23 protein-coding genes and 1 pseudogene are annotated in these 25722 nt (G+C 69.6%); 8 read left to right on the top strand and 16 right to left on the bottom strand.

Annotated features, from left to right (window positions below; all coding sequences use genetic code 11):
* Window positions 1-17: 17 nt before the first annotated feature.
* Window positions 18-233, bottom strand: a complete 216-nt coding sequence (locus ACI3KX_RS06910; RefSeq protein WP_331911830.1) for an AsnC family protein — start codon at window positions 231-233, stop codon at window positions 18-20.
* A 279-nt stretch (window positions 234-512) separates the two neighbouring features.
* Between ACI3KX_RS06910 and ACI3KX_RS06915 the strand changes: the two genes are divergently transcribed.
* The 3 genes from ACI3KX_RS06915 to ACI3KX_RS06925 are packed head-to-tail and all read left to right on the top strand — an operon-like array spanning window position 513 to window position 3204.
* The gene (locus ACI3KX_RS06915) at window positions 513-1454 is read left to right on the top strand and encodes an ATP-binding cassette domain-containing protein (protein ID WP_363357941.1); all 942 of its coding nucleotides are present in this window, start codon (window positions 513-515) and stop codon (window positions 1452-1454) included.
* Between the two features lie 50 nt (window positions 1455-1504).
* Window positions 1505-2380 carry an ABC transporter permease gene (locus ACI3KX_RS06920; protein ID WP_363358240.1) on the top strand — a complete coding sequence of 292 codons (876 nt, stop codon included), beginning with the start codon at window positions 1505-1507 and terminating at the stop codon, window positions 2378-2380.
* The gene (locus tag ACI3KX_RS06925; protein ID WP_363357940.1) at window positions 2377-3204 is read left to right on the top strand and encodes an ABC transporter permease; all 828 of its coding nucleotides are present in this window, start codon (window positions 2377-2379) and stop codon (window positions 3202-3204) included. The genes ACI3KX_RS06920 and ACI3KX_RS06925 overlap by 4 nt, the downstream gene beginning before the upstream one ends.
* 71 nt (window positions 3205-3275) lie before the next feature.
* Here ACI3KX_RS06925 and ACI3KX_RS06930 read toward each other — a convergent pair whose 3' ends face one another.
* The 6 genes and pseudogenes from ACI3KX_RS06930 to ribD form a co-directional block, all read right to left on the bottom strand.
* Window positions 3276-4754, bottom strand: coding sequence for an MFS transporter (locus ACI3KX_RS06930; protein WP_404909011.1), 1479 nt, complete (start codon window positions 4752-4754; stop codon window positions 3276-3278).
* Between the two features lie 236 nt (window positions 4755-4990).
* On the bottom strand, window positions 4991-5344 hold the full coding sequence (locus ACI3KX_RS06935; RefSeq protein WP_363357938.1) for a Fe-S protein: 354 nt from the start codon (window positions 5342-5344) through the stop codon (window positions 4991-4993).
* Between the two features lie 75 nt (window positions 5345-5419).
* Window positions 5420-5896, bottom strand: a complete 477-nt coding sequence (gene ribH, locus ACI3KX_RS06940) for a 6,7-dimethyl-8-ribityllumazine synthase (RefSeq protein ID WP_404909014.1) — start codon at window positions 5894-5896, stop codon at window positions 5420-5422.
* The gene (gene ribA, locus ACI3KX_RS06945; protein ID WP_404909017.1) at window positions 5893-7167 is read right to left on the bottom strand and encodes a GTP cyclohydrolase II; all 1275 of its coding nucleotides are present in this window, start codon (window positions 7165-7167) and stop codon (window positions 5893-5895) included. Before ribA ends, ribH begins: the two co-directional genes overlap by 4 nt.
* Window positions 7168-7334: 167 nt before the next feature.
* Window positions 7335-7949 (bottom strand): annotated as a pseudogene (locus ACI3KX_RS06950) (riboflavin synthase); the annotation flags it as partial.
* Window positions 7949-9037, bottom strand: a complete 1089-nt coding sequence (gene ribD, locus ACI3KX_RS06955) for a bifunctional diaminohydroxyphosphoribosylaminopyrimidine deaminase/5-amino-6-(5-phosphoribosylamino)uracil reductase RibD (protein ID WP_404909020.1) — start codon at window positions 9035-9037, stop codon at window positions 7949-7951. The gene ribD and the pseudogene ACI3KX_RS06950, both read right to left, overlap by 1 nt.
* Window positions 9038-9418: 381 nt before the next feature.
* Here ribD and ACI3KX_RS06960 point away from each other — a divergent pair, with 381 nt between their 5' ends.
* Both ACI3KX_RS06960 and glpK read left to right on the top strand, forming a co-directional pair.
* On the top strand, window positions 9419-11146 hold the full coding sequence (locus tag ACI3KX_RS06960) for a glycerol-3-phosphate dehydrogenase/oxidase (RefSeq protein ID WP_404909023.1): 1728 nt from the start codon (window positions 9419-9421) through the stop codon (window positions 11144-11146).
* Window positions 11147-11213: 67 nt separating this feature from the next.
* Window positions 11214-12752: a glycerol kinase GlpK gene (glpK, locus tag ACI3KX_RS06965; RefSeq protein ID WP_404909026.1), complete on the top strand. Its 1539-nt coding sequence runs from the start codon at window positions 11214-11216 to the stop codon at window positions 12750-12752.
* 125 nt (window positions 12753-12877) lie between these two features.
* Here glpK and ACI3KX_RS06970 read toward each other — a convergent pair whose 3' ends face one another.
* Window positions 12878-13738, bottom strand: coding sequence for a DNA-formamidopyrimidine glycosylase family protein (locus ACI3KX_RS06970; protein WP_363357932.1), 861 nt, complete (start codon window positions 13736-13738; stop codon window positions 12878-12880).
* Between the two features lie 322 nt (window positions 13739-14060).
* On the opposite strand from ACI3KX_RS06970, the gene ACI3KX_RS06975 reads away from it, so the two are divergent.
* The gene (locus ACI3KX_RS06975) at window positions 14061-14906 is read left to right on the top strand and encodes a DUF559 domain-containing protein (RefSeq protein ID WP_363357931.1); all 846 of its coding nucleotides are present in this window, start codon (window positions 14061-14063) and stop codon (window positions 14904-14906) included.
* A gap of 396 nt (window positions 14907-15302) precedes the next feature.
* On the opposite strand, the gene trpS is transcribed toward ACI3KX_RS06975, so the two are convergent.
* The gene (trpS, locus tag ACI3KX_RS06980; protein ID WP_349426719.1) at window positions 15303-16310 is read right to left on the bottom strand and encodes a tryptophan--tRNA ligase; all 1008 of its coding nucleotides are present in this window, start codon (window positions 16308-16310) and stop codon (window positions 15303-15305) included.
* A 135-nt stretch (window positions 16311-16445) separates the two neighbouring features.
* Window positions 16446-17135, bottom strand: coding sequence for a TetR/AcrR family transcriptional regulator (locus ACI3KX_RS06985; RefSeq protein ID WP_404909031.1), 690 nt, complete (start codon window positions 17133-17135; stop codon window positions 16446-16448).
* A gap of 148 nt (window positions 17136-17283) precedes the next feature.
* Between ACI3KX_RS06985 and ACI3KX_RS06990 the strand changes: the two genes are divergently transcribed.
* Window positions 17284-18336 (top strand): NAD(P)-dependent alcohol dehydrogenase, encoded by a 1053-nt coding sequence (locus tag ACI3KX_RS06990; RefSeq protein WP_404909034.1) that lies wholly within the window; start codon window positions 17284-17286, stop codon window positions 18334-18336.
* A gap of 52 nt (window positions 18337-18388) precedes the next feature.
* Here ACI3KX_RS06990 and ACI3KX_RS06995 read toward each other — a convergent pair whose 3' ends face one another.
* The 6 genes from ACI3KX_RS06995 to sdhC all read right to left on the bottom strand — a co-directional run bounded on the left by ACI3KX_RS06995 (window position 18389) and on the right by sdhC (window position 24196).
* Window positions 18389-19255 (bottom strand): exodeoxyribonuclease III, encoded by an 867-nt coding sequence (locus tag ACI3KX_RS06995; protein ID WP_404909037.1) that lies wholly within the window; start codon window positions 19253-19255, stop codon window positions 18389-18391.
* 30 nt (window positions 19256-19285) lie between these two features.
* Complete coding sequence (locus ACI3KX_RS07000) at window positions 19286-20554, bottom strand: YihY/virulence factor BrkB family protein (protein ID WP_363357927.1); 1269 nt, start codon at window positions 20552-20554, stop codon at window positions 19286-19288.
* Window positions 20555-20630: 76 nt separating this feature from the next.
* On the bottom strand, window positions 20631-21431 hold the full coding sequence (locus ACI3KX_RS07005) for a succinate dehydrogenase iron-sulfur subunit (protein ID WP_404909041.1): 801 nt from the start codon (window positions 21429-21431) through the stop codon (window positions 20631-20633).
* Window positions 21431-23272, bottom strand: coding sequence for a succinate dehydrogenase flavoprotein subunit (gene sdhA / locus ACI3KX_RS07010; protein WP_404909044.1), 1842 nt, complete (start codon window positions 23270-23272; stop codon window positions 21431-21433). The genes ACI3KX_RS07005 and sdhA overlap by 1 nt, the downstream gene beginning before the upstream one ends.
* Window positions 23273-23315: 43 nt before the next feature.
* A complete protein-coding gene (locus ACI3KX_RS07015; RefSeq protein ID WP_349426726.1) occupies window positions 23316-23765 on the bottom strand; it encodes a succinate dehydrogenase hydrophobic membrane anchor subunit in 450 nt (149 codons plus the stop codon).
* A complete protein-coding gene (sdhC, locus tag ACI3KX_RS07020; protein ID WP_349426727.1) occupies window positions 23765-24196 on the bottom strand; it encodes a succinate dehydrogenase, cytochrome b556 subunit in 432 nt (143 codons plus the stop codon). The genes ACI3KX_RS07015 and sdhC overlap by 1 nt, the downstream gene beginning before the upstream one ends.
* 325 nt (window positions 24197-24521) lie before the next feature.
* On the opposite strand from sdhC, the gene ACI3KX_RS07025 reads away from it, so the two are divergent.
* Window positions 24522-25685 (top strand): endo-1,4-beta-xylanase, encoded by a 1164-nt coding sequence (locus tag ACI3KX_RS07025; protein ID WP_363357924.1) that lies wholly within the window; start codon window positions 24522-24524, stop codon window positions 25683-25685.
* Window positions 25686-25722 lie beyond the last annotated feature (37 nt).

Raw genomic sequence — 25722 nt, forward strand, 5'->3', positions numbered from 1 at the left:
TCGTTCGTGAAGGGGGCTTACCTTCGACCGTACTTCTTGTGGACGGCCTGTCTGCTCACGCCCAGGGCGCTCGCGATCGCCTGCCACGAGAAGCCGAGGTTGCGGGCCTTGCGCACCTGCACCTCTTCGGCGCGAGCGAGCTCGCGGCGGACCTCGGCGAGACGGTGCAGTTCGGCGAGCGGCTCGCGCGCGTCCGATGCGCCGATCAGGGTGCGCAGGTCGTCACCGCTCATCGCATCGCCTCTCTGGTGGCCGCCCATCGGAGGATGAGCTGTCGGGTCACGGACGCTGCGGGTGCGGCATCCGTCGTCAACCGTAGTTGACACGTCTCGCGACGTCAACTCACGTTGACGCATCCTGCGCCGTTCGTCCCGGCCTCACCATCCCGGTTCACTTGCGCTGGACGTACGCCGCGCGCGGCGGGTCGCGTACGCATAGCGCAAGTGAACGGGTCGGTGAGGGGAGCAGTCGGCGCGCTGTGCGGTGTCGGAGCGGGGGGTTAGTGTGGTGCGGTGCCTGCCCCCGTGATCACCGCTGAGAACCTCGTCAAGGCCTACAAGGTCAAAGGCAAGCCCGACTTCCTCGCCGTCGACGGCCTGTCGTTCGAGGTCGCGCCCGGAGAGTCGTTCGGCCTGCTCGGCCCCAACGGCGCCGGCAAGTCCACGACGATGAAGATGGTCGGCGCTGTCTCGACCCGCACGGGCGGCGCGCTGTCGATCCTCGGGCTCGATCCCGACCGCTACGGACCCGAGATCCGCTCGCGCCTGGGAGTCGTGCCGCAGCAGGACAACCTCGACGGTGAGCTCAACGCGCGCGAGAACCTCTACATCTACGGCCGCTACTTCGGGCTGCCCGGCAAGGTGTGCCACCAGAAGGCCGACGAGCTGCTGGCGTTCGCCCAGCTCGAAGACAAGGCGAAGAGCAAGGTCGAGCAGCTCTCCGGCGGCATGAAGCGCCGCCTCACGATCGCGCGCGGCCTCATCAACGACCCGCGCATCCTCCTGCTCGACGAGCCGACGACGGGCCTCGACCCGCAGGCGCGCCACGTGCTGTGGGACCGCCTGTTCCGGCTGAAGGAGCGCGGCACGACGCTGGTGCTCACGACGCACTACATGGACGAGGCCGAGCAGCTCTGCGACCGGCTCATCGTCGTCGACAAGGGCCGCATCATGGCCGAGGGCACCCCCGCCTCGCTCATCCGCGAGCACTCCAGCCGCGAGGTGCTCGAGGTGCGCTTCGGCTCGGAGCGCAACGAGCAGGTCGCACCGCAGCTCGAGGGCATCGGCGAACGCGTCGAGGTCCTGCCCGACCGCATCCTGGTCTACGCCCACGACGGCGAGGCGGCCCTCGAGACGGTGACGCAGCGAGGGCTGACGCCGATCACGTCGCTCGTGCGGCGCTCCAGCCTCGAGGACGTGTTCCTGCGCCTCACCGGAAGGTCGCTGATCGAATGACCTCCGTTCCCGAAGACGCTCCGCCCGCCGGCGAGCCAGGCGAGTCACGGATGCCGCGGCCCGGCGGCGCGCCGGCCGCCACGTCCACGCAGCTCTCGCTCGACGAACTGCGCGCCGAGGCGATGCAGTGGGGACGCAAGCCCCGCGCATTCGGCACGTGGTACGTCACCGAGCACATGGTGCGCGCGATGCGCGCATACGGCTGGACGATCGTGGTCGGCGCCCTCGGGCAGCCGATCCTGTACCTGCTGGGCCTCGCGGTGGGACTTGCCGCCCTCATCGACGCGCCCATCTCGCAGAACGGCGTCGAGGTGTCGTACCTCGTGTTCGTCGCGCCGGCGCTGCTGATGACTGCGGCGATCTCGGTGGCGTCCGAGGAGTTCTCGTACCCGGTGATCGCCGGTTTCAAGTGGCGTCGCTACTTCTTCGGCTTCAGCGCCTCGGCGCTGTCGCCGGGGCAGATCGCCGGCGGCGTCGTCGCCGGCGCGTCCGCGCGCATCATCGTCGTCGTGGTCGCCTACTACCTGTTCCTGTGGCTCTTCCAGGCCGTGCCAGACCCGGCGACCGGCTGGCTCACGATACCGATCGGACTGCTCGCGGGCCTCGCCTTCGGCATCCCGTACATGGCCTACGCCGCGTCGATCACCGACGACAAGGGCCAGGTCGCGCTCGTGCAGCGCTTCATCTTCATGCCCATGTTCCTGTTCTCGGGCACCTTCTACCCGCTGGCCACCCTGCCGCTGTGGCTGCAGTGGATCGGTTGGGTCTCGCCGCTGTGGCACGCGACCGAGCTCGGCCGCATCGCCACCTACGGCATGCCGGTCGATCCGTTCGCGATCGTGATCCACGTCGGGTATCTGCTGGTGCTGTCGATCGGCGGGTACGTCATCGGTCGCCGCATCTTCCAGAGGAGGCTCGGCGCATGACCGTCGCGACCGGAACCGAGACCGCGGTCACCCGTGCCGGCGGCGTGCGGGCGCTCTGGGCGGGCAACCCGCAGTCCGTCGTGCAGCGCGGTCTCATCGCCGCGCGCTCGTCGAGCTGGGCGGTCGTGCTGTCGGGCTTCTTCGAGCCGGTGTTCTACCTCGCCTCGATGGGGATCGGTCTCGGAGCCCTCATCGGCGACGTGCAGACCTCCAGTGGCATCGAGGTGCCGTACGCGGCCTTCATCGCTCCCGCGCTGCTCGCCGTCTCGGCCATGAACGGCGCGATCTACGACTCCACGTGGAACGTGTTCTTCAAGCTCAACTACGGCAAGCTCTACGAGGGCATGCTCGCGACCTCGCTGGGTCCGCTCGACGTCGCGCTGGGAGAGATCCTCTACGCGCTGCTGCGCGGCCTGCTCTACGCGACCGGCTTCATGATCATCATGCAGATCCTCGGGCTGAACCTGGCGTGGACCGCCATCCTCGCGCTGCCCGCCGTGCTCCTCATCGCCTTCGGTTTCGCGAGCCTGGGCATGGCGGTCACCAGTTACATGAAGACGTTCCAGCAGATGGACTGGATCAACTTCGTGCTGCTGCCGATGTTCCTCTTCTCGGCGACGCTGTACCCGATCACCATCTATCCCGAGTGGGTGCAGCACATCATCATGGCGTTCCCGCTGTGGCACGGCGTCGAGCTGGTGCGCGGCCTGACGACCGGCATCCTCACGCCCGAGATGTGGTGGCACGTGCTGTATTACGTCGTCATGATCGCGATCGGTCTCGTGTTCACGACGAAGCGCCTGCGCGCCCTGTTCCTCGACTGAGACACAACGCCCCGAACGACGGATGCCGCAGCCCACGTGGGCTGCGGCATCCGTCGTCTTGGGTACCGAGGTCAGAGCGAGCCGGTCGCCCCGACGCCGAGGTCGGCGTCGTAGTCGATGTCCTTCGTCTCGGGCGCCAGGATCAGCGCGATGAAGGTCAGCACACTCATCGCCGAGAGGTAGAGACCGACCAGCACCGGGCTGCCGCCGGCGGAGGCCCACAGCCACACCGCGACGATCGGCGCGAGCGCGGCACCGAGGATCGACGACACGTTGTACGAGATCGCCGAGCCCGAGTACCGCACGTTCGTCGGGAAGAGCTCCGGGAGCACCGCACCCATGGGTCCGAAGGTCGACCCCATCAGCATGAAGCCGAACACGAGGAACGCCTGCACCAGCGCGCCGGTGAACTTCGGGTCGACCTGCGGCAGCAGGAAGATGTTGAAGGTGAGACCGAACACGATGATGAGGCCGGTCACCCACAGCAGCAGCCGTCGACGCCCGATCGCGTCGGCGATCGGGCCCGACAGCAGCGTGAAGATGCCGAAGAACACGACACCGATGATCTGCATCACCACGAAGTCGGTGTAGCCGAAGCCCAGACCGGGGTAGAACTGCGCCGAGAAGGCGGTGGCGTCGAACGGGTTGCCCGCGGCCTCGGCGGCGGCCTGCGCCGCGGCGGACGCCGTCTCGAGGTCGGCAGCCTTCGTGCCGTACGAGAGCGTGAAGTTCGTCATCAGGTAGAACAGCACGTAGGTCGCCAGCATGATGAACGTGCCGAGGATCAGGTGCCACCAGTGATGGCGGAGGACGGTGGCGAGGGGGAACTTGCGGATCGCGCCCTTCTCCTCCGCCTTGACGAAGGTCTCGGACTCCACGAGGCGCAGTCGCACCCACAGGCCGATGATGACCATGACGGCCGAGAACAGGAACGGCACGCGCCAGCCCCACGCCAGGAACTCCTCCGATCGCTGCCCGGCGCCGTCGGGGTGGGGGAGCAGGTAGTTGATCGCGAGGAACACCGAGTTGGCGATGATGAAGCCGAGCGGCGCGCCCAGCTGCGGGAATGTGCCGTACCAGGCGCGCTTGCCCTTCGGGGCGTTCTCGGTCGCGACGAGCGCCGCGCCCGACCATTCGCCGCCGAGCGCGAAGCCCTGCGCGAGGCGCAGCACCAGCAGCAGCACGGCCGCCCACACGCCGATCTCGTTGTAGGTCGGCAGGCACCCGATGAGGAAGGTCGCGATGCCCATCGTGAGCAGCGACGCGACGAGGGTGGCCTTGCGGCCGAAGCGGTCGCCGAAGTGGCCGAACACGATCGCGCCGAGCGGGCGGGCCACCATCGCGGCGCCGAACACGCTGAACGACAGCAGCAGCGACGTGGTGTCGTTGCCGGTGGGGAAGAAGAGGATGGGGAAGACCAGGACGGCGGCGGTCGCGTAGACGTAGAAGTCGTAGAACTCGATCGTCGTGCCGACGAGACTGGCGAGGATGACGCGGGAACGGGGATTTGCGGGGGCCGCGGGGATCGCGGCGGTGGTGGGGGAGGTCAATTTTCACCTGGGCATGCGCGGAGCGGGGCATCCTGGTGGGATGCGGCGGTGGGCGTCCGCATGGCGCAGGGTGACGCGTCAGGCGGCACTGCACTGGATCACCGTGAGCGCGGACGGTGTCGCCCGGCACGGAGAACCAGCCTACTCCCGCAGCGGCGCACCGAGACCCGGGATGCGGAAAGCGGATGCCGCGGCCGGGGCCGCGGCATCCGCTATCGAAGCTCTGAGGCCGTGCGTCAGCGCCAGATCACGGCGATCGCGGCGTTGGTGAGCGTCAGCACGCCGACAGCCCAGAACATCGCCGGTGGGAGCGACCCGGTCTTGCGCTGGCGGCCGCGGCCGATGCCGAGCAGGGCGCCGATCACGAGCAGGATCACGAGCTTGACGCCGAGCTTGACGTAGTTGAGCTCGTACTCGATGCCCCACGGCGCGGCGAGGATGAGTCCGGCCACCGCGGCGATCGCGAGACCCCAGTCCATGACCCGGGTGAATCGCCGCTTGCCGTTCACCGCCTCGACCACCCAGGCGCCGAACAGCACGGCGAAGCCGACGAGGTGGATGAGCACGACGATGTGGCGAAGGATCTCCATGCCATCAGTCTAGCTGAAGGTCAGCCGATCACCAGTCGTTTGGTCTCGCTTCGCTCGCTCAACGACCGACCTGCGTCAGCCCCGAAGTTCCCTCAGCACGAGGGCGGTGCGGATCGCCGCATCCGCCGCCTCGAAGCCCTTGTCCTCCACCGAGCCCTCGAGGCCGGCCCGGGCGATGCCCTGCGCCTCGTCGTCGAGCGTCAGCACGCCGAACCCGACCGGCTTGCCCGTGTCGAGCGCCACGCGCGTGAGCCCGTCCGTCGCCGCGTTCGAGACGAACTCGAAGTGGGGCGTCCCGCCGCGGATGATGACGCCGAGGGCAACGACCGCGTCGGCGCCGGCATCCAGTGCCGCCTTCGCGACGACGGGCAGCTCGAACGAGCCGGGCACCCGCACGATGCGATGCGAGGCGCCGGCGGCCGTCACGGCGCGCTCGGCGCCGGCGATGAGGCCGTCGGTGATCGTCTCGTGCCACGTTCCCGCGACGACGACGACATCGATTCCCGTGCCGTCGACCGTTCCGGTGACCAGGGGCGCGCCCTTGCCGCTCATCGTTCTGCTCCCTCGTGCATCTGGGCGAGTGCGTCGGCGAGGTCCGCCTCCGCGATGAGGTGACCCATGCGGTCGCGCTTCGTCGCCAGGTACTGGTGGTTGTTCGGGCCGACGCCGACCAGCAGCGGCACCTGCTCGACGATGTCGAGACCCAGTTCGCGCAGCTGGTTCACCTTGTCGGAGTTGTTGGTCAGCAGCCTCACGCGCTCGACGCCGAGATCCGACAGGATGCCGGCGGCGGCCGCGTAGTCCCGCGCGTCGGCCGGGAGGCCGAGCGCCAGGTTGGCGTCGACTGTGTCGAGGCCGCGCTCCTGCAGCGAGTAGGCGCGGAGCTTGTTGATGAGTCCGATGCCGCGGCCCTCGTGACCGCGCATGTAGATCACGACGCCGCCGTCCTGCTCGATGGCGTCGAGGGCGGCCTCGAGCTGCGGGCCGCACTCGCACTTGAGTGACCCGAAGGCCTCGCCGGTCAGGCACTCGGAGTGCACGCGCACGAGCGGCGCGTCGCCGAGCTCGCCTGAGACGACGGCGATGTGGTCGGTGCCGGTGACGCGGTCCTTGTACGCCAGGAACCGGAACGCGCCGTGCGAGGTGGGCACGTTCGCCTCGGCGCGCAGGCTCACGCGGCGCTTGTGGGCGCCCCGGATCGCGGGGTCGCAGGGGGCGTTCTCGTCGAGGTAGGCGATGAGGAGCTCGATCGTGATGACCGGGATGTCGTACTCGGCGCCCAGCTCCTGGAGTCCCGGCAGCCGCATCATGCTGCCGTCGTCGGCGACGACCTCGCCGATGACGCCCACCGGTGCGAGCTCTGCGAGCTTCATGAGCTCGACCGCGGCCTCGGTGTGACCGGCGCGCTCGCGCACGCCGCCGTCGACGGCGCGCAGGGGCAGGATGTGGCCGGGCCGGATGACGCTCGTCGGCGTCGACTCGGGGTCGGCGAGCACGTTGAGCGTGTGGGCGCGGTCGACGGCGCTGATGCCGGTCGAGATGCGGTCGGCGGCGTCGACGCTCACCGTGTAGGCGGTGCCGCGCGCGTCCTGGTTGTTCTCCACCATCGGCGGCAGATCGAGTCGGTCGGCCCATTCCGAGGGCATAGGGGCGCACAGGAATCCGCTCGTCCAGCGGACCGTCCAGGCGACCCACTCGGGAGTGGCGAGCTGGGCCGACAGGATGACGTCGCCCTCGTTCTCGCGATTCTCATCGTCGGCGACGATGACCGGCCGCCCGGCGCGCAGCGCCTCGAGGGCCTCGGGGATCGTGGAAAGGCTCATTTCGAGCCTCCTTCCGTCGGTGCGGACGCGTCCGCGGGGAGTTCGGGTGCGGCGTCCGGAGCCGCGAAGGCAGCCTCGCGGAGCGCGGGTGCGGCCGGAGCCGCGAAAGCAGCCTCGCGGAGCGCGGGTGCGGTCGGAGCCGCGAATGCAGCCTCGCGGAGCGCGGGTGCGGCCGGAGCCGCGAATGAGAGGAGTCGCTGCACGTGGCGCGCCAGGATGTCGGTCTCGAGGTTGACGCGGTCGCCCGGCACGCGGGCACCCAGGGTGGTGGCCGCGAGCGTCTCGGGGATGAGCGACACCTCGAACCAGGCCTCGGTCGCGGGAGCGGGGCTCGCGGCGCTGACGGTGAGCGAGACGCCGTCGACGGCGATCGAGCCCTTGTCGACGACCAGGGGGGCGAGCTCCGCCGGAAGCGAGATGCGCAGCACCTGCCACTGTGCGCCGGGGCGCACCTCCAGGACGGTGCCGGTGCCGTCGATGTGGCCTTGCACGATGTGCCCGCCGAGGCGGCCGTGTGCCGCGGTCGCGCGCTCCAGGTTCACGGCTCGGCCGGCGGCGACGCCGTCGAGCGTCGACATGTCGAGCGTCTGCTTCATGACGTCGGCAGTGAACCAGCCATCGCCCTGGCCGACGACGGTGAGGCAGACCCCGCTGACCGAGATCGAGTCGCCGTGTCCGGCATCCGACACGGCCTTCGGCCCACGCACGGTCAGGCGCACGCCGTCGCCCGAGGGTTCCACGGCGGTGACCTCGCCGATCTCCTCCACGATTCCGGTGAACATCACTCGTCTCCTTCCGACGACGGTTGATCCACGCGCGCGGGTGCTCGCAGCGCGTCGGCGGCGGGCGGCGTGGGGTGGGCGACGTACAGCAGGTCGTCGCCGAGTGGGGTGACGGATGCCACGACCAGGCGCTTCGCCTCGCCGATGGTCGTGACGCCGATGTCATGCAGCGCCAGGCGGTCGCCGCCCAGGAGCACCGGTGCAACGTACACGAGCAGCTCGTCGGCGAGCCGCTCGCGCAGGAACGAGGCGGCGACGGCGGGACCGCCCTCGACGAAGACGCGCTGGACACCGCGCGTGCGCAGGTCCTCGAGCGCTGCGGCGAGGCCCCCCGACGCTGGATCGCCCGGGTACTGCAGGAACGGGTGGGGATGCCGGCGCAGGGTGGCATCCTCGGGCACCGGTCGCGCGCCGACGACGACGGGAACCGGCTGGTGGGACAGGAGCGTCCCGTCCTCGGCTCGCGCGGTGAGCGCCGGGTCGTCGGCCAGCACGGTGCCCGTGCCGGCGACGATCGCGTCGGCCTCCGCGCGCCGGCGGTGGACGTCGGCGCGCGCCGCCGGTCCGGTGATCCACTGGCTGGTGCCGTCGGGTGCCGCCGCGCGGCCGTCGAGGCTCTGCGCCCACTTGACGGTGACGTGCGGACGGCCGAGGCGCTGGACCGTGAGCCACGACTCGAGGAGCGTCGTCGCCTCATCGGCGAGAAGGCCCGCCTCGACGTCGACCCCGGCGGCGCGCAGCCGCGTGCCGCCACCGGAGGAGTGGTCGCCCGGATCCGCGATGGCGTACACGACACGCGTCACGCCCGCGGCGATGAGGGCCTCGGAGCAGGGGCCGGTGCGGCCGGTGTGGTTGCAGGGCTCGAGCGTGACGATCGCCGTCGCTCCACGCGCCTCACCCGGCGCGAGCTTCGAGAGGGCGTCGACCTCGGCGTGCGGCGTGCCCGCGCCACGGTGCCAGCCTTCGGCGATGATCGAGCCGTCGCGGCCGAGCAGCACAGCGCCCACCTGCGGGTTCACACCGCGCGGACCGCGCTGTGCGATCGCCAGTGCCCGACGCATCGCGTCGTGTTCCGCCGTGCTCGCCATCCCGCCCCTCGTCTCGTCGTTCTCGACGCTCCGGGGCAAGGGGAAGCGGCGACGCCTGTGGCGTCGCTGGTGTGCTGCCTCCCATCCGGACTAGCGACCGCGCTCCCGAAGGAACCCTGTCGCATCACCGTCGGTTCCGGAATTCCACCGGATCGGCCGCGGCGTCATCCGTCACGGATGCTGAAGCCTTGGCTCGCGGACTGTCACCGCCGGTTCGGATTCTCACCGACCCCGGAGCACGTTGATGCTCTCGAGTGTAGTCAACGCGGCATCCGGCCATTCATTCCATGTCTTCGCATGAACCCGCGCCCCGTGCGCACCGGGCGTCGCTCGGCCCGATGTCGTGGCACCGACGTAGCCTGGGAAGGGGATGGTGAGGCGATGAACACGGCGGGATCGATGCGGGCATTCGAGGAACTGGCGGCGCGGCCTTATGCGGACGTGCTGATCATCGGCGGCGGGATCAACGGGCTCGCGACGTTCCGTGACCTCGCCATGCAGGGCGTCGACGTCGCGCTCGTGGAGCGAGACGATTTCGTCAGCGGCGCGTCGGCGGCGTCGTCGCACATGATCCACGGCGGCATCCGCTACCTCGAGAACGGCGAATTCCGGCTCGTTCACGAGGCGGTGACCGAGCGCAACGCGCTGATGCGCATCGCCCCGCACTACGTACGGCCGCTGCAGACGACGATCCCGATCTTCTCCACCTTCTCGGGCGTGCTGTCGGCGCCGCTGCGCTTCCTGCGGCACGGCGGGGGCAAGCCGCGCGAGCGCGGCGCGGCGCTCATCAAGATCGGGCTCGTGATCTACGACTCGTTCTCGCGAGGCGGGGGAGTGTTCGGCGGCGGGACCGTGCCGCGTCACACCTTCCACGGACGCAAACGGTCGCTCGCCCAGCTGCCGCTGCTCAACCCCGCCGTCCGATACACGGCGACCTATTGGGACGCGTCGCTGCACGACCCCGAGCGGCTCGCCCTCGACGTGCTGCGCGACGGCCGGACGGCGGGCCGCGACCGGGCGCGCGCCGCGAACTACACCGCGGCGGTGGGCATCGACGCGGGCCGGGTGGTGCTGCGCGACGCGGCCACCGGCGCAGAGACGCCGTTCGCGGCATCCGTCGTCGTGAACGCGAGCGGTCCCTGGACCGATGAGACCAACCTCGCGCTGGGGGATCCGACACGCTACATGGGCGGCACGAAGGGATCGCACATCGTGCTCGACCACCCGCAGCTGCTCGGGGCGACGGGCGGCAGGGAGCTGTTCTTCGAGAACGAGGACGGCCGGATCGTACTCATCTATCCGCTCAAGGGCCGGGTTCTCGTGGGCACCACCGACCTCGAACACGACCTGGGCGAGCCGATCGTGTGCACCGAGGCCGAGGTCGACTACTTCGTCGAGCTGATCGGCCAGGTCCTGCCCTCGATCCCGGTGGAGCGCTCGCAGATCGTCTACCGGTTCGCGGGCGTGCGTCCGCTGCCCGGCCATGGCGAAGTCTCGCCGGGGTTCGTCTCGCGCGACTACCGCGTCGAATCGGCGCCGCTGGTCGGCGGTGACACCACGGTGCTCAGCCTCGTCGGCGGCAAATGGACGACCTTCCGCGCGTCGGCCGAGCACCTCGCCGACCTCGTCCTGGAGGCGCTCGCCCTGCCACGCCGTCGGTCGACGCGAGGTGTGCCGATCGGCGGCGGCCGGGGCTTCCCGACGACCGAGCGCGCGCGTCAGCAGTGGATCACCGCGCACGCCGTCGATGTGCCGTCCGCGCGCGTCGCGACGCTGCTCGACCGCTACGGCACGGTTGCCGAGGCCGTGGTCGACGCGATCGCCGCCGATCCCGAGGACGCCCCACTGGAGCACCTGCCCGGCTACAGCTCGGGGGAGCTGCGTCACCTCGCCGCGACAGAGGATGTGGAGCACCTGGACGACGTGCTGCTGCGGCGCACCAGCATCGCCTTCATCGGCGCCGCGACAGACGAGGCGGTGGCGGAGGTCGCCGCGGCGATCGCCCCCGTGCTCGACTGGGATGCCGCACGCTCGGCCGTGGAGGTCGCACGCGCGCTCGAGCGCGTCCACGCCGCCGATCCGACGTGGGCGCCGGCGTCGGCGCGATAGCCTGACCGCACCCGGGCGCAGCCCGCGGCACCGAGGGCGATGCCGCCCACCGACGAAGGAGACGACGTTGCCCGACCACGTGCTGTCCATCGATCAGGGCACGACTTCGACGCGTGCGATCGTGTTCGACGCCGAGGGCGCGGTCGTTGCCGTGTCGCAGCGCGAGCACGAGCAGATCTTCCCCCGCGCGGGATGGGTCGAGCACGACCCGGTGGAGATCTGGACCAGCGCCGAATGGGTGATCGCGTCGTGCCTGACGCGCGCCAGGATCAGCGCCGAAGAGGTGGCCGCCATCGGCGTGACGAACCAGCGCGAGACGGCCATCGTGTGGGAGAAGCGCACCGGCCGACCTGTCCACAACGCGCTCGTCTGGCAGGACACACGCACCCAGCCGCGCATCGACGAGATGACCAGCGACGGCGGCGCCGACCGGTTCGCCGACACCACCGGCCTGCCGCTGGCCACGTACTTCTCGGCGTCGAAGGTCGAATGGATCCTCGATCACGTCCCCGGCGCCCGCGCCGCGGCCGAGGCGGGGGAGCTGCTGTTCGGCACTCCCGACACCTGGGTGGTGTGGAACCTCACCGGCGGCGCGCGGGGCGGCATCCACGTGACCGATGTGACCAACGCGTCGCGGACGCTCCTGATGGACCTGCGCACTCTCGACTGGTCCGACGACCTCCTGGCCGCCTGGCGCATCCCGCGGGCCATGATGCCCGCCATCCGCTCGTCGTCCGAGGTCGTCGGGCACTCGCAGCTGCCGTCCGTCCTCGACGGCGTCCCGATCGCCGGCATCCTCGGCGACCAGCAGGCGGCGACGTTCGGGCAGGCAGCCTTCGACGCGGGCGAGTCGAAGAACACGTACGGCACCGGCAACTTCCTCCTCGTGAACACCGGCACCGAGATCGTGCGCTCGGGCAGCGGCCTCATCACGACGGTCGGCTACCGCATCGGCGACGAGCCGGCACGGTACGCGCTCGAGGGGTCGATCGCGGTGACCGGCTCGCTCGTGCAATGGCTGCGCGACAATCTCGGCATCATCCACCGCTCGGAGGACGTCGAGACGCTGGCCGCCAGCGTCGACGACAACGGCGGCGCCTACTTCGTGCCCGCTTTCTCCGGGCTGTTCGCTCCCTACTGGCGGCCGGATGCGCGGGGTGCGCTCGTCGGACTCACCCGCTACGTGAACAAGGCGCACATCGCCCGCGCCGCGCTCGAGTCGACCGCCTTCCAGACCCGCGACGTCATCGAGGCCGTGGTCGAGGACACCGGACGCACGCTCGACGAGCTGCGCGTGGACGGCGGCATGACGCGCGACGACCTGCTCATGCAGTTCCAGGCCGACATCCTCGGCATCCCGGTCGTGCGTCCGAAGGTCGTCGAGACGACGGCACTCGGCGCCGCCTACGCGGCCGGGCTCGCGACCGGTGTCTGGGGCGGGCTGGACGAACTGCGCACGCACTGGCGCGAAGACGTCCGCTTCGAGCCGCGGATGCCGGAGGACGAGCGCGAGCGGCGCTACCGCCAGTGGCGCAAGGCCGTGTCGAAGTCGCTCGACTGGGTCGACGACGACGCCCGCCTGCTCATGGGCACGACGAGCGACTGACGCGTTTCGGGCGTGAGCCAACGTCCCGCCGGTGCGGACACCGGTCGTCGAGCGAGCGAGGAACGCGGTCGCTGAGCGAGCTTGCGAGTCGAAACGCAGAGACGAGACGCCCCGAGCGCTCCGATCTACTTCAGCAGCCGCGACAGGCGCCGGTCGGCGAGGATCTTGCCGCCGGTCTGACAGGTCGGGCAGTACTCGAGGGAGTTGTCGGCGAAGAAGACGCTGCGCACCTCGTCGCCGCACACCGGGCACGTCTCACCGCGGCGTCCGTGCACCTGCATGCCCCGTCGTTTGGCGTCCTTCAGTTCGGCCGGCGGCTTGCCGGATGCCTCGGCGACGGCATCCGTCAGCGTCTCGGTCATCGCGTCGAAGAGCCGGGTGACCTCGTCGTCGGTCAGCGAGGTCGCGAGGGCGTAGGGTGACATCTTCGCCGCGTGCAGGATCTCGTCGGAGTAGGCGTTGCCCACCCCCGCGATCGTCGCCTGGTCGCGCAGCACGCCCTTGATCTGGGTGCGACGGCCCGCCAGCAGCCCCGCCAGCGTGTCGCGTGTGAAAGCCGGGTCGAGCGGGTCGGGCCCGAGTCGTGCGATGCCGGGCACGTCGGCGGGGTCGCGCACGACGTACACGGCGAGCGACTTCTTGGTGCCCGCCTCGGTGAGGTCGAACCCGGCGCCGTCCGACAGCGCGACGCGCAGCGCGATCGGCGTCTTGCCCGGCCGGATGACCGTCTTGGGCAGCTCGTCGTACCAGCGCAGCCATCCCGCCTTGGCGAGATGGAACACGAGGTGAGGGCCGGTCGTCGACAGGTCGACGAACTTGCCGTGGCGCGAGGCGCCGGTGATCTCCGCATCCGCCAGCGCCTCGATCGGCGGGTCGTACGTCTTCAGCGCCGCGATGTTGGCGATGGTCGCGCGCGCGATGCGCACGCCGGTGAGCCGCTCGCGAAGGAAGTCGACGAGTCCCTGCACCTCGGGCATCTCGGGCATGCGCTCATCCTGCCACGCAGCGGCGACACGAGGGCCGGGCTGACACCCACCGGTCCAGTCGTCTGCGGTGGGGTCGGTGAGCGAGAACCCTCCCCGCCGAACCTGCCGGCAACGCGTTCCGTACTCAGGAACGAACCAGGCGCCGGGCGCCGGCGCCCGCGGATCTCCGCGATCAGTCTGCGGCCGCAGCATCCGTGATCCTGAGTACGGAACGGACTGCTTCCTCCCCAGGCAGGGCCCCGGCGCAGAGGGGGAGGAGTTGTGCACGGATCCGGAGCCGACGGCTGAGAAGCCGTGCGCGAACGCAGCAGTGTGACTGGTCATGTGGGAGATGCACCGGACGCGTGCGGACCTGTTCGCCGACGGAATGACTCGCCGCGGGATCACCGCTGCGGTGAGAGCGGGAGACCTCATCCGCGCCCGACGTGACCGTTACCTGGCGCCCGATGCGCCGGATGCCGTTGTCCGCGCGGTGCGAGTGGGCGGGCGGCTCACCTGCGTGTCGCTTCTGCAGCTGCTCGGAGTCTTCGTGTTGGCGAACTCGAGCCTGCACGTACACCTCACCGCGCAGTCGAGCCGCCTGCGGTCGCCACATGATCGAAGGAAGCTACTGAGCCGCCGGCGCAGGCATGGCACATGTCTGCACTGGACAAGCCTGCCGGAGCAGCCTGGGGCGGCGACGTGCGTCGGCATCGTCGCCGCCCTCGCGCATGCCGTGCGATGCCAGGCGCCTGGTGCGGCGGTGGCATCCATCGACAGCGCGCTGAACAAGGGATTGATGGCCGTAGACCAGGTCAGCGACATCTTCGACCTGCTTCCGTCGAGGTACGGCGTGCTGCGCGGATTGATCGATGGCCGTGCGCAGTCCGGCCCGGAGACGCTCGTGCGCCTGATGGTTCGCAAGCTCGGAAGCACGGCAGAACCGCAGGTCGAGTTCGACGGTGTGGGCTTCGTCGACATGGTGGTCGACGGATGGCTGGTCATCGAATGCGACAGCAAGGCTCATCACAGCGATTGGGAGCAGCAGCTTACGGACTACCGTCGCGACCTGAAGCTTGCGCAGCGCGGCCTTGTCGTGCTCCGGCTGGCCGCAGAGGACATCATGTACGACCCGGATTCGGTGTTCCTCGCCGTACGCGGAGTCCTTGCCGCACGTTCCCGCCGCTGAAGGCGGTCGACCCGTCGGGCCCGCCGCTCGTTCCGAACTCAGGATCGCTTGATGTGCCGCCCGGGACCGCAGCGTAGTTCCGCGGATTCTCCGCCCACGTGCTCCGCGGTTCCTGAGTTCGGAACCAAGCCGAGCGTTGCTGTCCGGCAACATCGGTTCCGTACTCAGGAACGGCTCGGCGGCTGCACGAGCGCTACCGCAGAAATCCGCCTCACCGTGCGCCCGGGTGGGTTGGTGTTCCTGAGTTCGGAACGGGCGACGAGGAGCAGCAACAGCCGCGACACAAGAGGGAGCCACGACCCGCAGGACAGGTGACGCAGTGCGCCGGATGGATGCCGCGGCAGCGGCGGCGGGTTCCGTCCGACGAATCAGCGGCGGCGGGATCCGTCCGCCGACTCAGCGGGTGCGGCGGAGGAGGCCGACCTTGTCGTACACGTCGGCGAGCGTGCGGTTCGCGACGGACTCGGCCTTCGCGGCGTTCGCGGCGAGCACGCGGTCGAGCTCGGCGGGATCGTCGAGCAGCTCCAGGGCGCGCTGGCGCACCGGCCCGAACTCGTTCACCACGACCTCGGCCAGGCCCTTCTTGAAGTCGCCGTAGCCGCGGCCGGCGTACTCGTCCTCGATCGCCGGGATCTGTCGGCCCGTCAGGGCGGCGTAGATGACCAGCAGGTTCGAGACGCCGGGCTTGGCCTCGCGGTCGTAGCGCACCGACCCCTCGGAGTCGGTGACGGCGCGCATGATCTTCTTCGCCGACACGGCCGGGTCGTCGAGCATCCACAGGACGCCGGCATCCGACTCCGCCGACTTCGACATCTTCGCCGTCGGATTCTGCAGGTCGTAGATGCGGGCGGTCTCCTGCTGGATGACCGGCATCGGCACCGTGAACGTCTCGCCGAAGCGGCTGTTGAAGCGTTCGGCCAGGTCACGGGTGAGCTCGACGTGCTGCTTCTGGTCGTCGCCGACCGGCACGATGTCGGTCTGGTACAGCAGGATGTCGGCCGCCATCAGCACCGGGTACGTGAAGAGCCCGACCGAGGCGACTTCCGCGCCGTAGCGCTGCGACTTGTCCTTGAACTGCGTCATGCGCCCGGCCTCGCCGAAGCCGGTGACCGTCGACAGGATCCACGCCAACTCGGTGTGCGCCGGCACGTGCGACTGCACATACAGCGCCGACTTCGACGGCTCGATCCCGGCGGCGATGTACTGCGCGGCGGTGCGGCGGGTCTTCTCGCGGAGGTGCTCCGGGTCCTGCGCGACAGTGATGGCGTGGAGGTCGACCACCGAGAAGAACGCGTCGTACGACTCCTGCAGATCGCGCCACTGCATGAGGGCCCCGATGTAGTTGCCGATCTGGAGCGAGTCGGCGGAGGGCTGCATGCCGGAGTACAGGCGCGGTTTGCTCATCCGGCAAGTCTATAAAGCGGATGCCGCGGCGCGCGCCGCGCGGGAGCGACCGCCGCGCGGGAGCGACCGCCGCGAGAGCCTCGCACGGAAGCCCCGGGCGGGCGGGGCTTCCGTGCGCCATGCCTCGCGCCCGGTTCAGCCGGCGCGCCGTTCGAGCCCTTCGAGGAGGATGTCGAGGGCGAACTCGAACTCGGTGCGGTCGTCGCACCAGCCGAGCGTTCCGGCCTCGTCGTCGTGGACGACGTCCTGCAGCATCGCCTGCACGTTCGGCATGAGCCTGCCGAGCTCGGCAGCGGCGGTGGGGTCGGGCACGCCGTCCGCACCCTGCGGATCGTCGAGGATGAGCTCCTGTGAGAAGCCGAACTGGCGGCTGCCGAGCGTGTGCATCGCGTGGTGGATCAGATCCCACGACAGCCCGCCCGACCTCATGACGGCGACATTCGTGTCGACCCAGCCGGCGAACGCCGGCGTCATCGTGCCGCGGGACTCCAGGGCGCGCGGCGCCCACGGATGATCCAGGAGCACCTCGCGGGCAGCGAGGATGCGCGCACGCAGGTGCTCGCGCCACGACGACGGAGCTGGAGTCGTCGCCGCTGCGGCACGGCGCGCGACGTCTTCGAAGACGAGGTCGAGGGCACCGGTGACCACGGCGTCCTTGCCGCGCACGTGGTAGTAGATCGACATCGGCTCGACGCCGAGCTGCTGCGCGAGCCGGCGCATCGTCAGCGCGTCGATGCCGCCATCGTCGGCGAGGCGGATGGCCTCGCGGAGCACCCGTTCGCGTGACAGGGGCTCCCGGCGGGACGCCGTCGCGACCGTCGTCATGTGCCACCTCCTCGGTCCACGGTACCGCCCGTCACCGCGCGGCGGCCGGAGCGGTCGAGTTCGCGGCGGGTCTGGACAGCACGCGCGAATCGGGATACCTTACGTCGTAAGTCATACAGTGTAAGGCTATGCCGATGGAGGACGACACATGAGCACGACCGAGAAGAGGGCGCTCCGTTCCGAGGGGACAGCCGGGGGAGTCGTCGGCGACGCCACGACCATGCGTGCTGCCGTGTACGACCGCTTCGGCGGACCCGACGTGGTGTCGGTCGAACGGATGCCGCGCCCGACGCCCGCCGAGGATCAGCTGCTGGTGCGCCTGCACGCCGCCAGCGTGAGCGTCGCCGATCACCGGGTGCGTGCGCGCGACGTGCCCCGGGGGCTTCGACTGCCCACGATGTTCGCGCTCGGCTGGCGGCGGCCCAAGCACCGCGTGCTCGGAATGGACGGTGCCGGCGTGGTCGAGGCGGTGGGTGCCGGCGTCGCCGACTTCGGCGTCGGCGATCGCGTCGTCCTTCTCCGGGGTGCCGCGTTCGGCTGCCACGCCGAGTACGTCGCGGTCCGTGCCGCCGGCGCGGTCGCGCGGATCCCCGATGAACTCGCGTTCGTCGATGCTGCGGCTCTGCCGTTCGGCTTCGGCACCGCGCAGGTGTTCCTGGAAGCGGGAGGCGTCGGGCAGGGCGACGACGTGCTCGTGAACGGCGCGTCGGGCGCGGTGGGGTCGGCCGCCGTCCAGCTCGCGAAGCGGCTCGGGGCGCGCGTGACCGGCGTGTGCAGCGCGGGCAACGCCGAGCTGGTGCGCTCGCTCGGCGCGGACCGCGTCGTCGACTACGCCCGCGAGGACTTCACGTCATCGGGCGCACGGTACGACGCTGTCGTGGAGTGCGTCGGCAATGCGCCGTACCGCCGGGCGCGTCGCGTGATCCGTCACGGGGGAGTGCTCATGCTCGTCATCGCCGACCTCGCCGGGATGATCGGATCGAAGCTGCGACCTGTCCGCCACGGCATCCGTCGCGTGCAGGACACCGGCGCCGTGACCGGCGCCCACCTTGCGGAGTTCGCCCGGCTCGCCGCGGCGGGCGACGTGCGCCCGGTGATCGACCGCGTGTACCCGCTCGATCGGATCCGCGAGGCGCATGCCTACGTCGACAGCGGGCGCAAGCGGGGGAATGTCATCGTCACTCTGGCGGATCCCTCCTGAGGCCCCGCGGCCGGCGCGTCGCCCTGCGTGCTGCTCGCAGGCCCCTCAGCGCTCAGCGTCCGAGCGTGTAGTCGGCGACGACGGGGGAGTGGTCGCTCCAGCGGGTGTCCCACGACGGCGCCCGTACGACGCGGTAGTCGACCACCCGGTCGCCGAGCTCGGGCGTCGCGAGATGGTAGTCGATCCGCCAGCCGGCGTCGTTGTCGAACGCACGCCCGCGCATCGACCACCAGGTGTACGGGCCGTCGACGTCGCCGTGGAAGCGGCGACCGATGTCGACCCAGCCCAGTCCCGGGCCCCGAGATCCGTCGGCACCGGTCACCTCGGTGCCCTCCTCGCCGAAGAAGCGGTCGAAGTACGCACGCTCGCGGGGGAGGAAGCCGGCCTTCTTGACGTTGCCCTTCCAGTTGCGGATGTCGAGCTCGCGGTGGCCGACGTTGAGGTCGCCCATCACGAGCGCCAGCGGCGACGCGGCCTTCAGCTGCGGCATCCGCCTCTCCATCGCGTCGAGGAAGGCCCACTTCGCATCCTGCTTCGGGGTCTCGGCCTCGCCGGTGTGCACGTAGGCGCTGACCACGATGAGCCGCTCGCCGTCGATGTCGAAGTCGGCCTCGATCCAGCGGCCCGCGCTGTCGAGCACCTCGGCGGCGTCGTCGGCGGCCGCGCCGAGGACCCGTCGCACCTCGGTCGAGGGGACGCGGCTGGCCACCGCCACGCCGGCACGACCCTTGGACAGCGCCTCGTCGTTGACGATCTCCCATCCCGGGAGGGCCGCACGCAGTTCCTCTTCGGTGGCCCGCACCTCTTGCAGTGCCATCACGTCGATGTCGGCGGCATCGAGCCAGTCGATCATGCCCTTGCGTGTGGCGGCGCGGATTCCATTGACGTTGACAGAGGCGATGCGAACACGGCGAGACACGACGGCAAGACTATCCGGCACCGCCGACACTCACTCGAACAGGCTGCCGGCCTTCTTCTTCGGAGCGGGCGGGGCGGCCGCCTCGACCTGGGACAGCTCCTGCTCCGCGTCCTTCAGTGCGCGGTCGGCCGCCCATCGCCGATACCAGGGGGCCGTGTCGCGCGACTCCTGCGCGGTGCGCAGCCGCACCCGCGCCGCCACCAGCAGCGCCGCGTGTTCGGCGGCGAGGCGCTCAGCCTCGGTCTGGGGAAGCAGCGGGATCTCCTCGTCCTCCGCCGCGACGGCGATCCACGCCGCGGCGACCAGCATGATGATGCCGATGATGCGGAACCAGAGGAGGAGGCCGACGAAGATCGCGAAGGTCGCCAGCAGGGCGTTCGTGGGCGTGTAGATGAACAGCCAGCCCGTGAAGAGCTGCAGCACGGTGATCGCGCCGCCGCCGAGGAGCGCCCCCGGCCAGATCCGGCGCCACGGCAGCTTCGTGCCGGTGAGGAAGCGGATGAGCCCTCCGAGAGCCGCGCTGTAGATCACGAAGGAGATGATGATCGTGCCGATGCTCGCGGTCGCGCCGATCCAGCTGGACGCGTTGCTCCAGCCGAAGAACGCGAACGCCCAGTTGAGCGCCCAGGTGCCGATCGACGTGGCGGCGAAGCCGACGACCAGGGCGAGTGCGAACATGCCGGCGCCCACCAGATCGCGCGCCTTGAGATAGATGTAGCTGCGGAGGTCGGGCGGCAGCCCGAAGATGTCGCGCACGGCGCGACGGGCGAAGGTCACGAACCCGATGGCGGTCCAGATGAGGGTGCCGAGGGCGATGATGCCCGTGATGCCGAGGACACCGGCGCTGCTCGTGGCGATGTCGGTCACCTGATCGGGGGTGAAGAGCCCGCCTTCGTCGGCGATGAGACCAGGGATGTAGAGGTTGATCAGGTTGATCAGCCCGTCAACGGCCTCCGCGCTGCCGCCGAGCCAGAGCCCGGTGATCGCGAATGCGACGTAGATGGCGGCGAAGGTCGCGAACAGCGCCTGGTAGCTGACGCCCGCCGCGAGCAGGAATCCGTTGTGCTGGAGGAAGTGGCGCCACACGCGCACCGGGAACCACGCCATCGTGCGCTGCGTGAGCGCGGTCGCCCTGCTGAGGGGCTGGTCGAACCGCTCGCGCAAGTTCTCCTGCGTCGCTTCCCAGCGAGCCCTGAGCGACTCCTCTTCGCGTTGCGCGGCATCTGCCTGATCGCGCGCCTCGTCGTGCTCCTGCGCACGCGCGCGGTCCTGTCTGCGCGCGTCGTCCCGTTGGCTCACGGAAGCCAGAGTATCGACTGCCGGATGCCGCACCCCGCTGCGCCGCGGCATCCGCGAGGCGAATCGGGCAGAGCGTCTACGCGCGTCCGCGCAGGACGGCCTGCTTGACCTCGGCGATCGCCTTCGTCACCTCGATGCCGCGGGGGCACGCCTCGGTGCAGTTGAAGGTGGTGCGGCAGCGCCACACGCCTTCCTTATCGTTGAGGATGTCGAGGCGGACGTCGCCGGCGTCGTCGCGCGAGTCGAAGATGAAGCGGTGCGCGTTGACGATCGCGGCGGGGCCGAAGTACTGCCCATCGGTCCAGAACACCGGGCACGACGAGGTGCACGCCGCGCACAGGATGCACTTCGTGGTGTCGTCGAAGACCTCGCGGTCGACGATCGACTGGATGCGCTCCTTGCCGGGCTCGGGCTTCGAGTTCGCGATGAGGAACGGCTGCACTTCGCGGTACGACGCGAAGAACGGCTCCATGTCGACGACGAGGTCCTTCTCGAGAGGCAGGCCCTTGATCGCCTCGACGTAGATCGGCTGCGAGATGTCGAGATCCTTGATGAGGGTCTTGCACGCGAGCCGGTTGCGGCCGTTGATGCGCATCGCGTCCGAGCCGCAGATGCCGTGGGCGCACGAGCGACGGAACGTCAGCGACCCGTCGACCTCCCACTTGATCTTGTGCAGGGCGTCCAGCACGCGGTCGGTCGAGTACAGCTCGACGTCGTAGTCGACCCAGCGCGGCTCTTCGTCGACCTCCGGGTTGAACCGGCGGATGATGAACGTCACCAGGAACGACTGGATGCCGGTGTCGTTCGTGGTCTCCTCCGCGCGGGTAGGGGCATCCGCGTCGGTGCGCTCGATGACGTCGGTGACCGAGGTCGACATCAGTACTTCCTCTCCAACGGTGGGTAGCGCAACTCGCCCGCCTCGTTCTTCGTGAAGACGACGGGTTTCCAGTCGAGGCGGATGTGGTCCTCGGAATGCGAGGACCCGGCATCCCCCGACAGGTACGCCATGGTGTGCTGCATGTACTTCTCGTCGTCGCGCTTCGGGAAGTCGTCGCGCATGTGGCCGCCGCGGCTCTCCTTGCGGTTCTTCGCGGTCACGACGACGACCTCGGCGATGTCGAGGAGGAAGCCGAGCTCGACGGCCTCGAGCAGGTCGGTGTTGTAGCGCTTGCCCTTGTCATCCACGTGCACGTTCTTGAAGCGCTCGCGCAGCTCTTCGATGACCTCGAGCACCTCGCCGAGTGACTCGTCGGTGCGGAAGACCTGGGCCTTGCGGTCCATCTCGTCCTGGAGCGTCTTGCGGAGCACGGCGATCCGCTCGGTGCCCTGGTTGTCGCGCAGGCCCTCGATGAGTCCGCGCACCTCGGCGGCGGGGTCCTCGGGGAGGGGCACGAAGTCGGCGGTCTTGACGTACTCGACCGCGTTGCGCCCGGCGCGCTTGCCGAACACGTTGATGTCGAGCAGCGAGTTCGTGCCGAGGCGGTTCGAGCCGTGCACCGAGACGCAGGCGCATTCGCCGGCGGCGTACAGGCCCGGCACGACGGTGGTGTTGTCGCTCAGCACCTGCGCGTCATTGTTGGTCGGGATGCCGCCCATCGCGTAGTGCGCGGTGGGCATGACCGGCACCGGATCGACCACGGGGTCGACGCCGAGGTAGGTGCGGGCGAATTCGGTGATGTCGGGGAGCTTCGTCTCGAGCACCTCGGCGCCGAGGTGCGTGCAGTCCAGCAGCACGTAGTCGCGGTGCGGGCCGGCGCCCCGGCCTTCGGCGACCTCCTGCACCATGCAGCGGCTGACGATGTCGCGCGGCGCGAGGTCCTTGATGGTGGGCGCGTAGCGCTCCATGAAGCGCTCGCCCGAGACGTTGCGCAGGATCGCGCCCTCGCCGCGGGCTCCTTCGGTGAGCAGGATGCCGAGCCCGGCGAGTCCGGTCGGGTGGAACTGGAAGAACTCCATGTCTTCCAGCGGGAGGCCCTTGCGCCAGATGATGCCCACGCCGTCGCCGGTGAGGGTATGCGCGTTCGAGGTCGTCTTGAAGATCTTGCCGAAGCCGCCGGTCGCGAAGATCACGGCCTTCGACTGGAAGACGTGCAGCTCGCCGGTGGCCAGCTCATAGGCCACGACGCCCGCGATCTGCTTGTCCGTGCCCTCGCCGACCGTGATGAGGTCGAGCACGTAGAACTCGTTGAAGAAGTTGATGCCCAGCTTCACGCAGTTCTGGAACAGCGTCTGCAGGATCATGTGACCCGTGCGGTCGGCGGCGTAGCAGGCGCGGCGGACCGGGGTCTTGCCGTGGTCGGCGGTGTGGCCGCCGAAGCGCCGCTGGTCGATCTTGCCCTCGGGCGTCCGGTTGAACGGCAGGCCCATGTTCTCGAGGTCGATGACCGCGTCGATGGCCTCCTTGGCGAGGATCTCGGCCGCATCCTGGTCGACGAGGTAGTCACCGCCCTTGACGGTGTCGAAGGTGTGCCACTCCCACGAGTCCTCTTCGACGTTGGCCAGCGCCGCCGCCATGCCTCCCTGCGCCGCGCCGGTGTGCGAACGCGTCGGGTACAGCTTCGAGATGACTGCCGTCCTCGCACCCGGCCCGGCCTCGATGGCCGCGCGCATGCCGGCCCCGCCGGCTCCCACGATGACGATGTCGAACTGGTGGTAGTGGACGCCGTCCTTGACGTAGCTTGCAGTGCTCTCGGTGCCGGTAGGGGTCTCAGTGCTCACGCTGGATGCTTTCGGTGGTCGATGCTCGGGGGGCGCCCGAACGCTATGCGCAGATTCCGATGATGAGGTCGGAGGCGGTCTCGGAGTCGAAGCCGATGCACGGGTCGAAGGTGAACACGACCAGCGTGCCCAGCACGATGAGGAACGCCGCGGCGAGCCACAGCACCCACACCAGCACGCGACGCGTCGTCGGGTGCGTCACGTAGTCGTTGACGATCGTGCGCATGCCGTTGGCGCCGTGGATCAGCGCGAGCCACAGCATCAGCACGTCCCACCACTGCCAGAACGGCGATGCGTACTTGCCCGCGACGAAGGCGAAGTCGATGCCGTGGATGCCCTCGCCGAGCATGAGGTTGACGAACAGGTGGCCGAAGATGAGGACCACGAGCAGCACGCCCGAGGCGCGCATGTAGATCCAGCCCCACTTCTCGAGGTTGGGGCCCTTGCGCCGGACCGGGGAGTACGGGGCGCGGGGGTCGGCGATCGTGGTCATCAGTGACCTCCTCCCGGAGCGAAGGCGAGCATGAGATGACGCGGCGTGAAGCCGAGCATCGTCACGACCCACAGCCCGAGGACGCCCCACCACAGCTGGCGCTGGTGGCGGGTGGCCCACGACCAGAAGTCGACCAGGATGATGCGCAGTCCGTTATAGGCGTGGTACGCGATGGCGCCGACGAGTGCGACCTCGCCGAGGGCCATCACCCAGTTCTTGTAGGTGCCGATGACCGCGTCGTACGCCTCGGGCGAGACCCGGATGAGGGCCGTGTCGAGGACATGTACGAGCAGGAAGAAGAAGATCGCGACGCCGGTGATGCGGTGCAGCACCCACGACCACATGCCTTCGTTCCCGCGATACAGCGTGCCGCGGGGAACTCGGGAGGTGGTCTCGGATACCGACGGTGTGACGCGTGCTGGTGCAGACACGGCCGTCCTCCTTGGATCGAAACACGGTGGGGCTGACCTCTGACTGCGAGGACGGCCCCCGAAGAGGGCCCGTAACGGTGCGCTTCGGGCCGTCGGCGTCACGCGGGCGCTGCGACCATCCTATTCCCGTCGCGCTGCAGTGGGAGATTAGGTGGTCCTAACTTCTCTCGACGTCGAGAGATCTCGGAGCGCGTCGGCGGTCCCGTGGAAAACGCACCGAAACCTTTTGCCCTGCCCCAAAGCGCCGCCTAGCGTTTGTTGTACGCAAGAACATATGTGCCGCTCCGGCGATGCGTATGACCGACAACGATGTCAGGAGTTCCCCATGCGCCGATCTGTCCGATCACTTCTGGTGGCCACGGCCGCCGCTGCCCTCGTACTCCCTCTCCTGGGCGCGACGGCAGCGAATGCCGAGCCGCCCGGGTACAGCCACGCCGACAAGGACACCCTGCGCAACCAGGCGCCGCGCGATCTCGCCATCGGCAGCGCCGTCTGGGGCCAGCGGGACCTCGTCGACTACGACCGCAGCGCCCCCACCGAGTACCAGCAGGTCCTCAGCGCCCAGTTCTCGTCGCTCACGCCCGAGAACGACATGAAGTGGGATGCCGTCCACCCGGCTCCGGACGTATACGACTTCGCGTCCGCCGACGCGCTGGTCGCCTTCGCCAAGGCCAACCACCAGCAGGTGCGCGGGCACACGCTGCTGTGGCACAGCCAGAACCCGGCGTGGGTCACCGCGGCGAGCCAGACGTGGACGTGCGACCAGGCACGTGCGGTGCTCGAGGACCACATCCGCACCGTGGTGGGCCACTTCAAGGGCGAGATCTACGAGTGGGATGTCGCGAACGAGATCTTCCAGGACACCTGGGACAACGGCGGGGTGCGGCTGCGCACCGAGGCGAACCCGTTCCTCAAGGCCTGTGCCGCCGACCCGATCGCGCTCCTCGAGGACGCGTTCCGCTGGGCGCACGAAGCCGACCCCGAGGCTGTGCTGTTCCTGAACGACTACAACGCGGAGGGCATCAACGAGAAGACCGACGCGTACTACGCGCTCGCACAGCGGATGCTGGCCGACGGCGTGCCGCTCGGCGGTTTCGGCGCCCAGGGCCACCTCAGCCTGCTCTACGGCTTCGACACCTCGATCCAGGCGAACTTCGAGCGCTTCGCCGCGCTGGGACTGAAGGTGGCGGTGACCGAGGCGGACGTGCGCATCCCGCTGCAGGAGGGTGAGACCGGCCCGACGCCCGAGCAGGTCGCCGTGCAGGCCGAGCGCTACGACGCCATGCTGACGGCGTGCCTGAATGTGACCGCCTGCTCCTCGTTCACGGTGTGGGGATTCCCGGACGCCAACTCGTGGGTTCCCGACGTGTTCCCCGGTGAGGGCTGGGCGACGATCCTCGAGGACGACTACTCGCCGAAGCCCGCTTTCGACGCGATGCTCGAGTCGCTGCGCCAAGCGACCCCGGGCACTTCTCCGCGGCGCGGCTGAATCGGGTGCGACGGCGGCCGGCCGCGAGGTCGGCCGC

Origin of the sequence: Microbacterium sp. ZW CA_36, assembly GCF_044987475.1 — a bacterium.
GTDB lineage: Bacteria > Actinomycetota > Actinomycetes > Actinomycetales > Microbacteriaceae > Microbacterium.

Excerpts from the sequence above, each read along its gene's own strand:
- ribD (WP_404909020.1), bottom strand. The coding sequence starts at position 9,037 with ATGGCGAGCACGGCGGAACACGACGCGATGCGTCGGGCACTGGCGATC.
- ACI3KX_RS06910 (WP_331911830.1), bottom strand. The coding sequence starts at position 233 with ATGAGCGGTGACGACCTGCGCACCCTGATCGGCGCATCGGACGCGCGC.
- ACI3KX_RS07005 (WP_404909041.1), bottom strand. The coding sequence starts at position 21,431 with ATGTCGACCTCGGTCACCGACGTCATCGAGCGCACCGACGCGGATGCC.
- trpS (WP_349426719.1), bottom strand. The coding sequence starts at position 16,310 with ATGAGCAAACCGCGCCTGTACTCCGGCATGCAGCCCTCCGCCGACTCG.
- ACI3KX_RS06990 (WP_404909034.1), top strand. The coding sequence starts at position 17,284 with ATGAGCACGACCGAGAAGAGGGCGCTCCGTTCCGAGGGGACAGCCGGG.
- ACI3KX_RS06985 (WP_404909031.1), bottom strand. The coding sequence starts at position 17,135 with ATGACGACGGTCGCGACGGCGTCCCGCCGGGAGCCCCTGTCACGCGAA.
- ACI3KX_RS07025 (WP_363357924.1), top strand. The coding sequence starts at position 24,522 with ATGCGCCGATCTGTCCGATCACTTCTGGTGGCCACGGCCGCCGCTGCC.
- ACI3KX_RS06920 (WP_363358240.1), top strand. The coding sequence starts at position 1,505 with ATGCCGCGGCCCGGCGGCGCGCCGGCCGCCACGTCCACGCAGCTCTCG.
- ACI3KX_RS06925 (WP_363357940.1), top strand. The coding sequence starts at position 2,377 with ATGACCGTCGCGACCGGAACCGAGACCGCGGTCACCCGTGCCGGCGGC.
- ACI3KX_RS06975 (WP_363357931.1), top strand. The coding sequence starts at position 14,061 with ATGTGGGAGATGCACCGGACGCGTGCGGACCTGTTCGCCGACGGAATG.
- ribA (WP_404909017.1), bottom strand. The coding sequence starts at position 7,167 with ATGAGCCTTTCCACGATCCCCGAGGCCCTCGAGGCGCTGCGCGCCGGG.
- ACI3KX_RS07015 (WP_349426726.1), bottom strand. The coding sequence starts at position 23,765 with ATGACCACGATCGCCGACCCCCGCGCCCCGTACTCCCCGGTCCGGCGC.
- ACI3KX_RS06960 (WP_404909023.1), top strand. The coding sequence starts at position 9,419 with ATGAACACGGCGGGATCGATGCGGGCATTCGAGGAACTGGCGGCGCGG.
- ACI3KX_RS06970 (WP_363357932.1), bottom strand. The coding sequence starts at position 13,738 with ATGCCCGAGATGCCCGAGGTGCAGGGACTCGTCGACTTCCTTCGCGAG.
- ribH (WP_404909014.1), bottom strand. The coding sequence starts at position 5,896 with ATGAGCGGCAAGGGCGCGCCCCTGGTCACCGGAACGGTCGACGGCACG.
- ACI3KX_RS06935 (WP_363357938.1), bottom strand. The coding sequence starts at position 5,344 with ATGGAGATCCTTCGCCACATCGTCGTGCTCATCCACCTCGTCGGCTTC.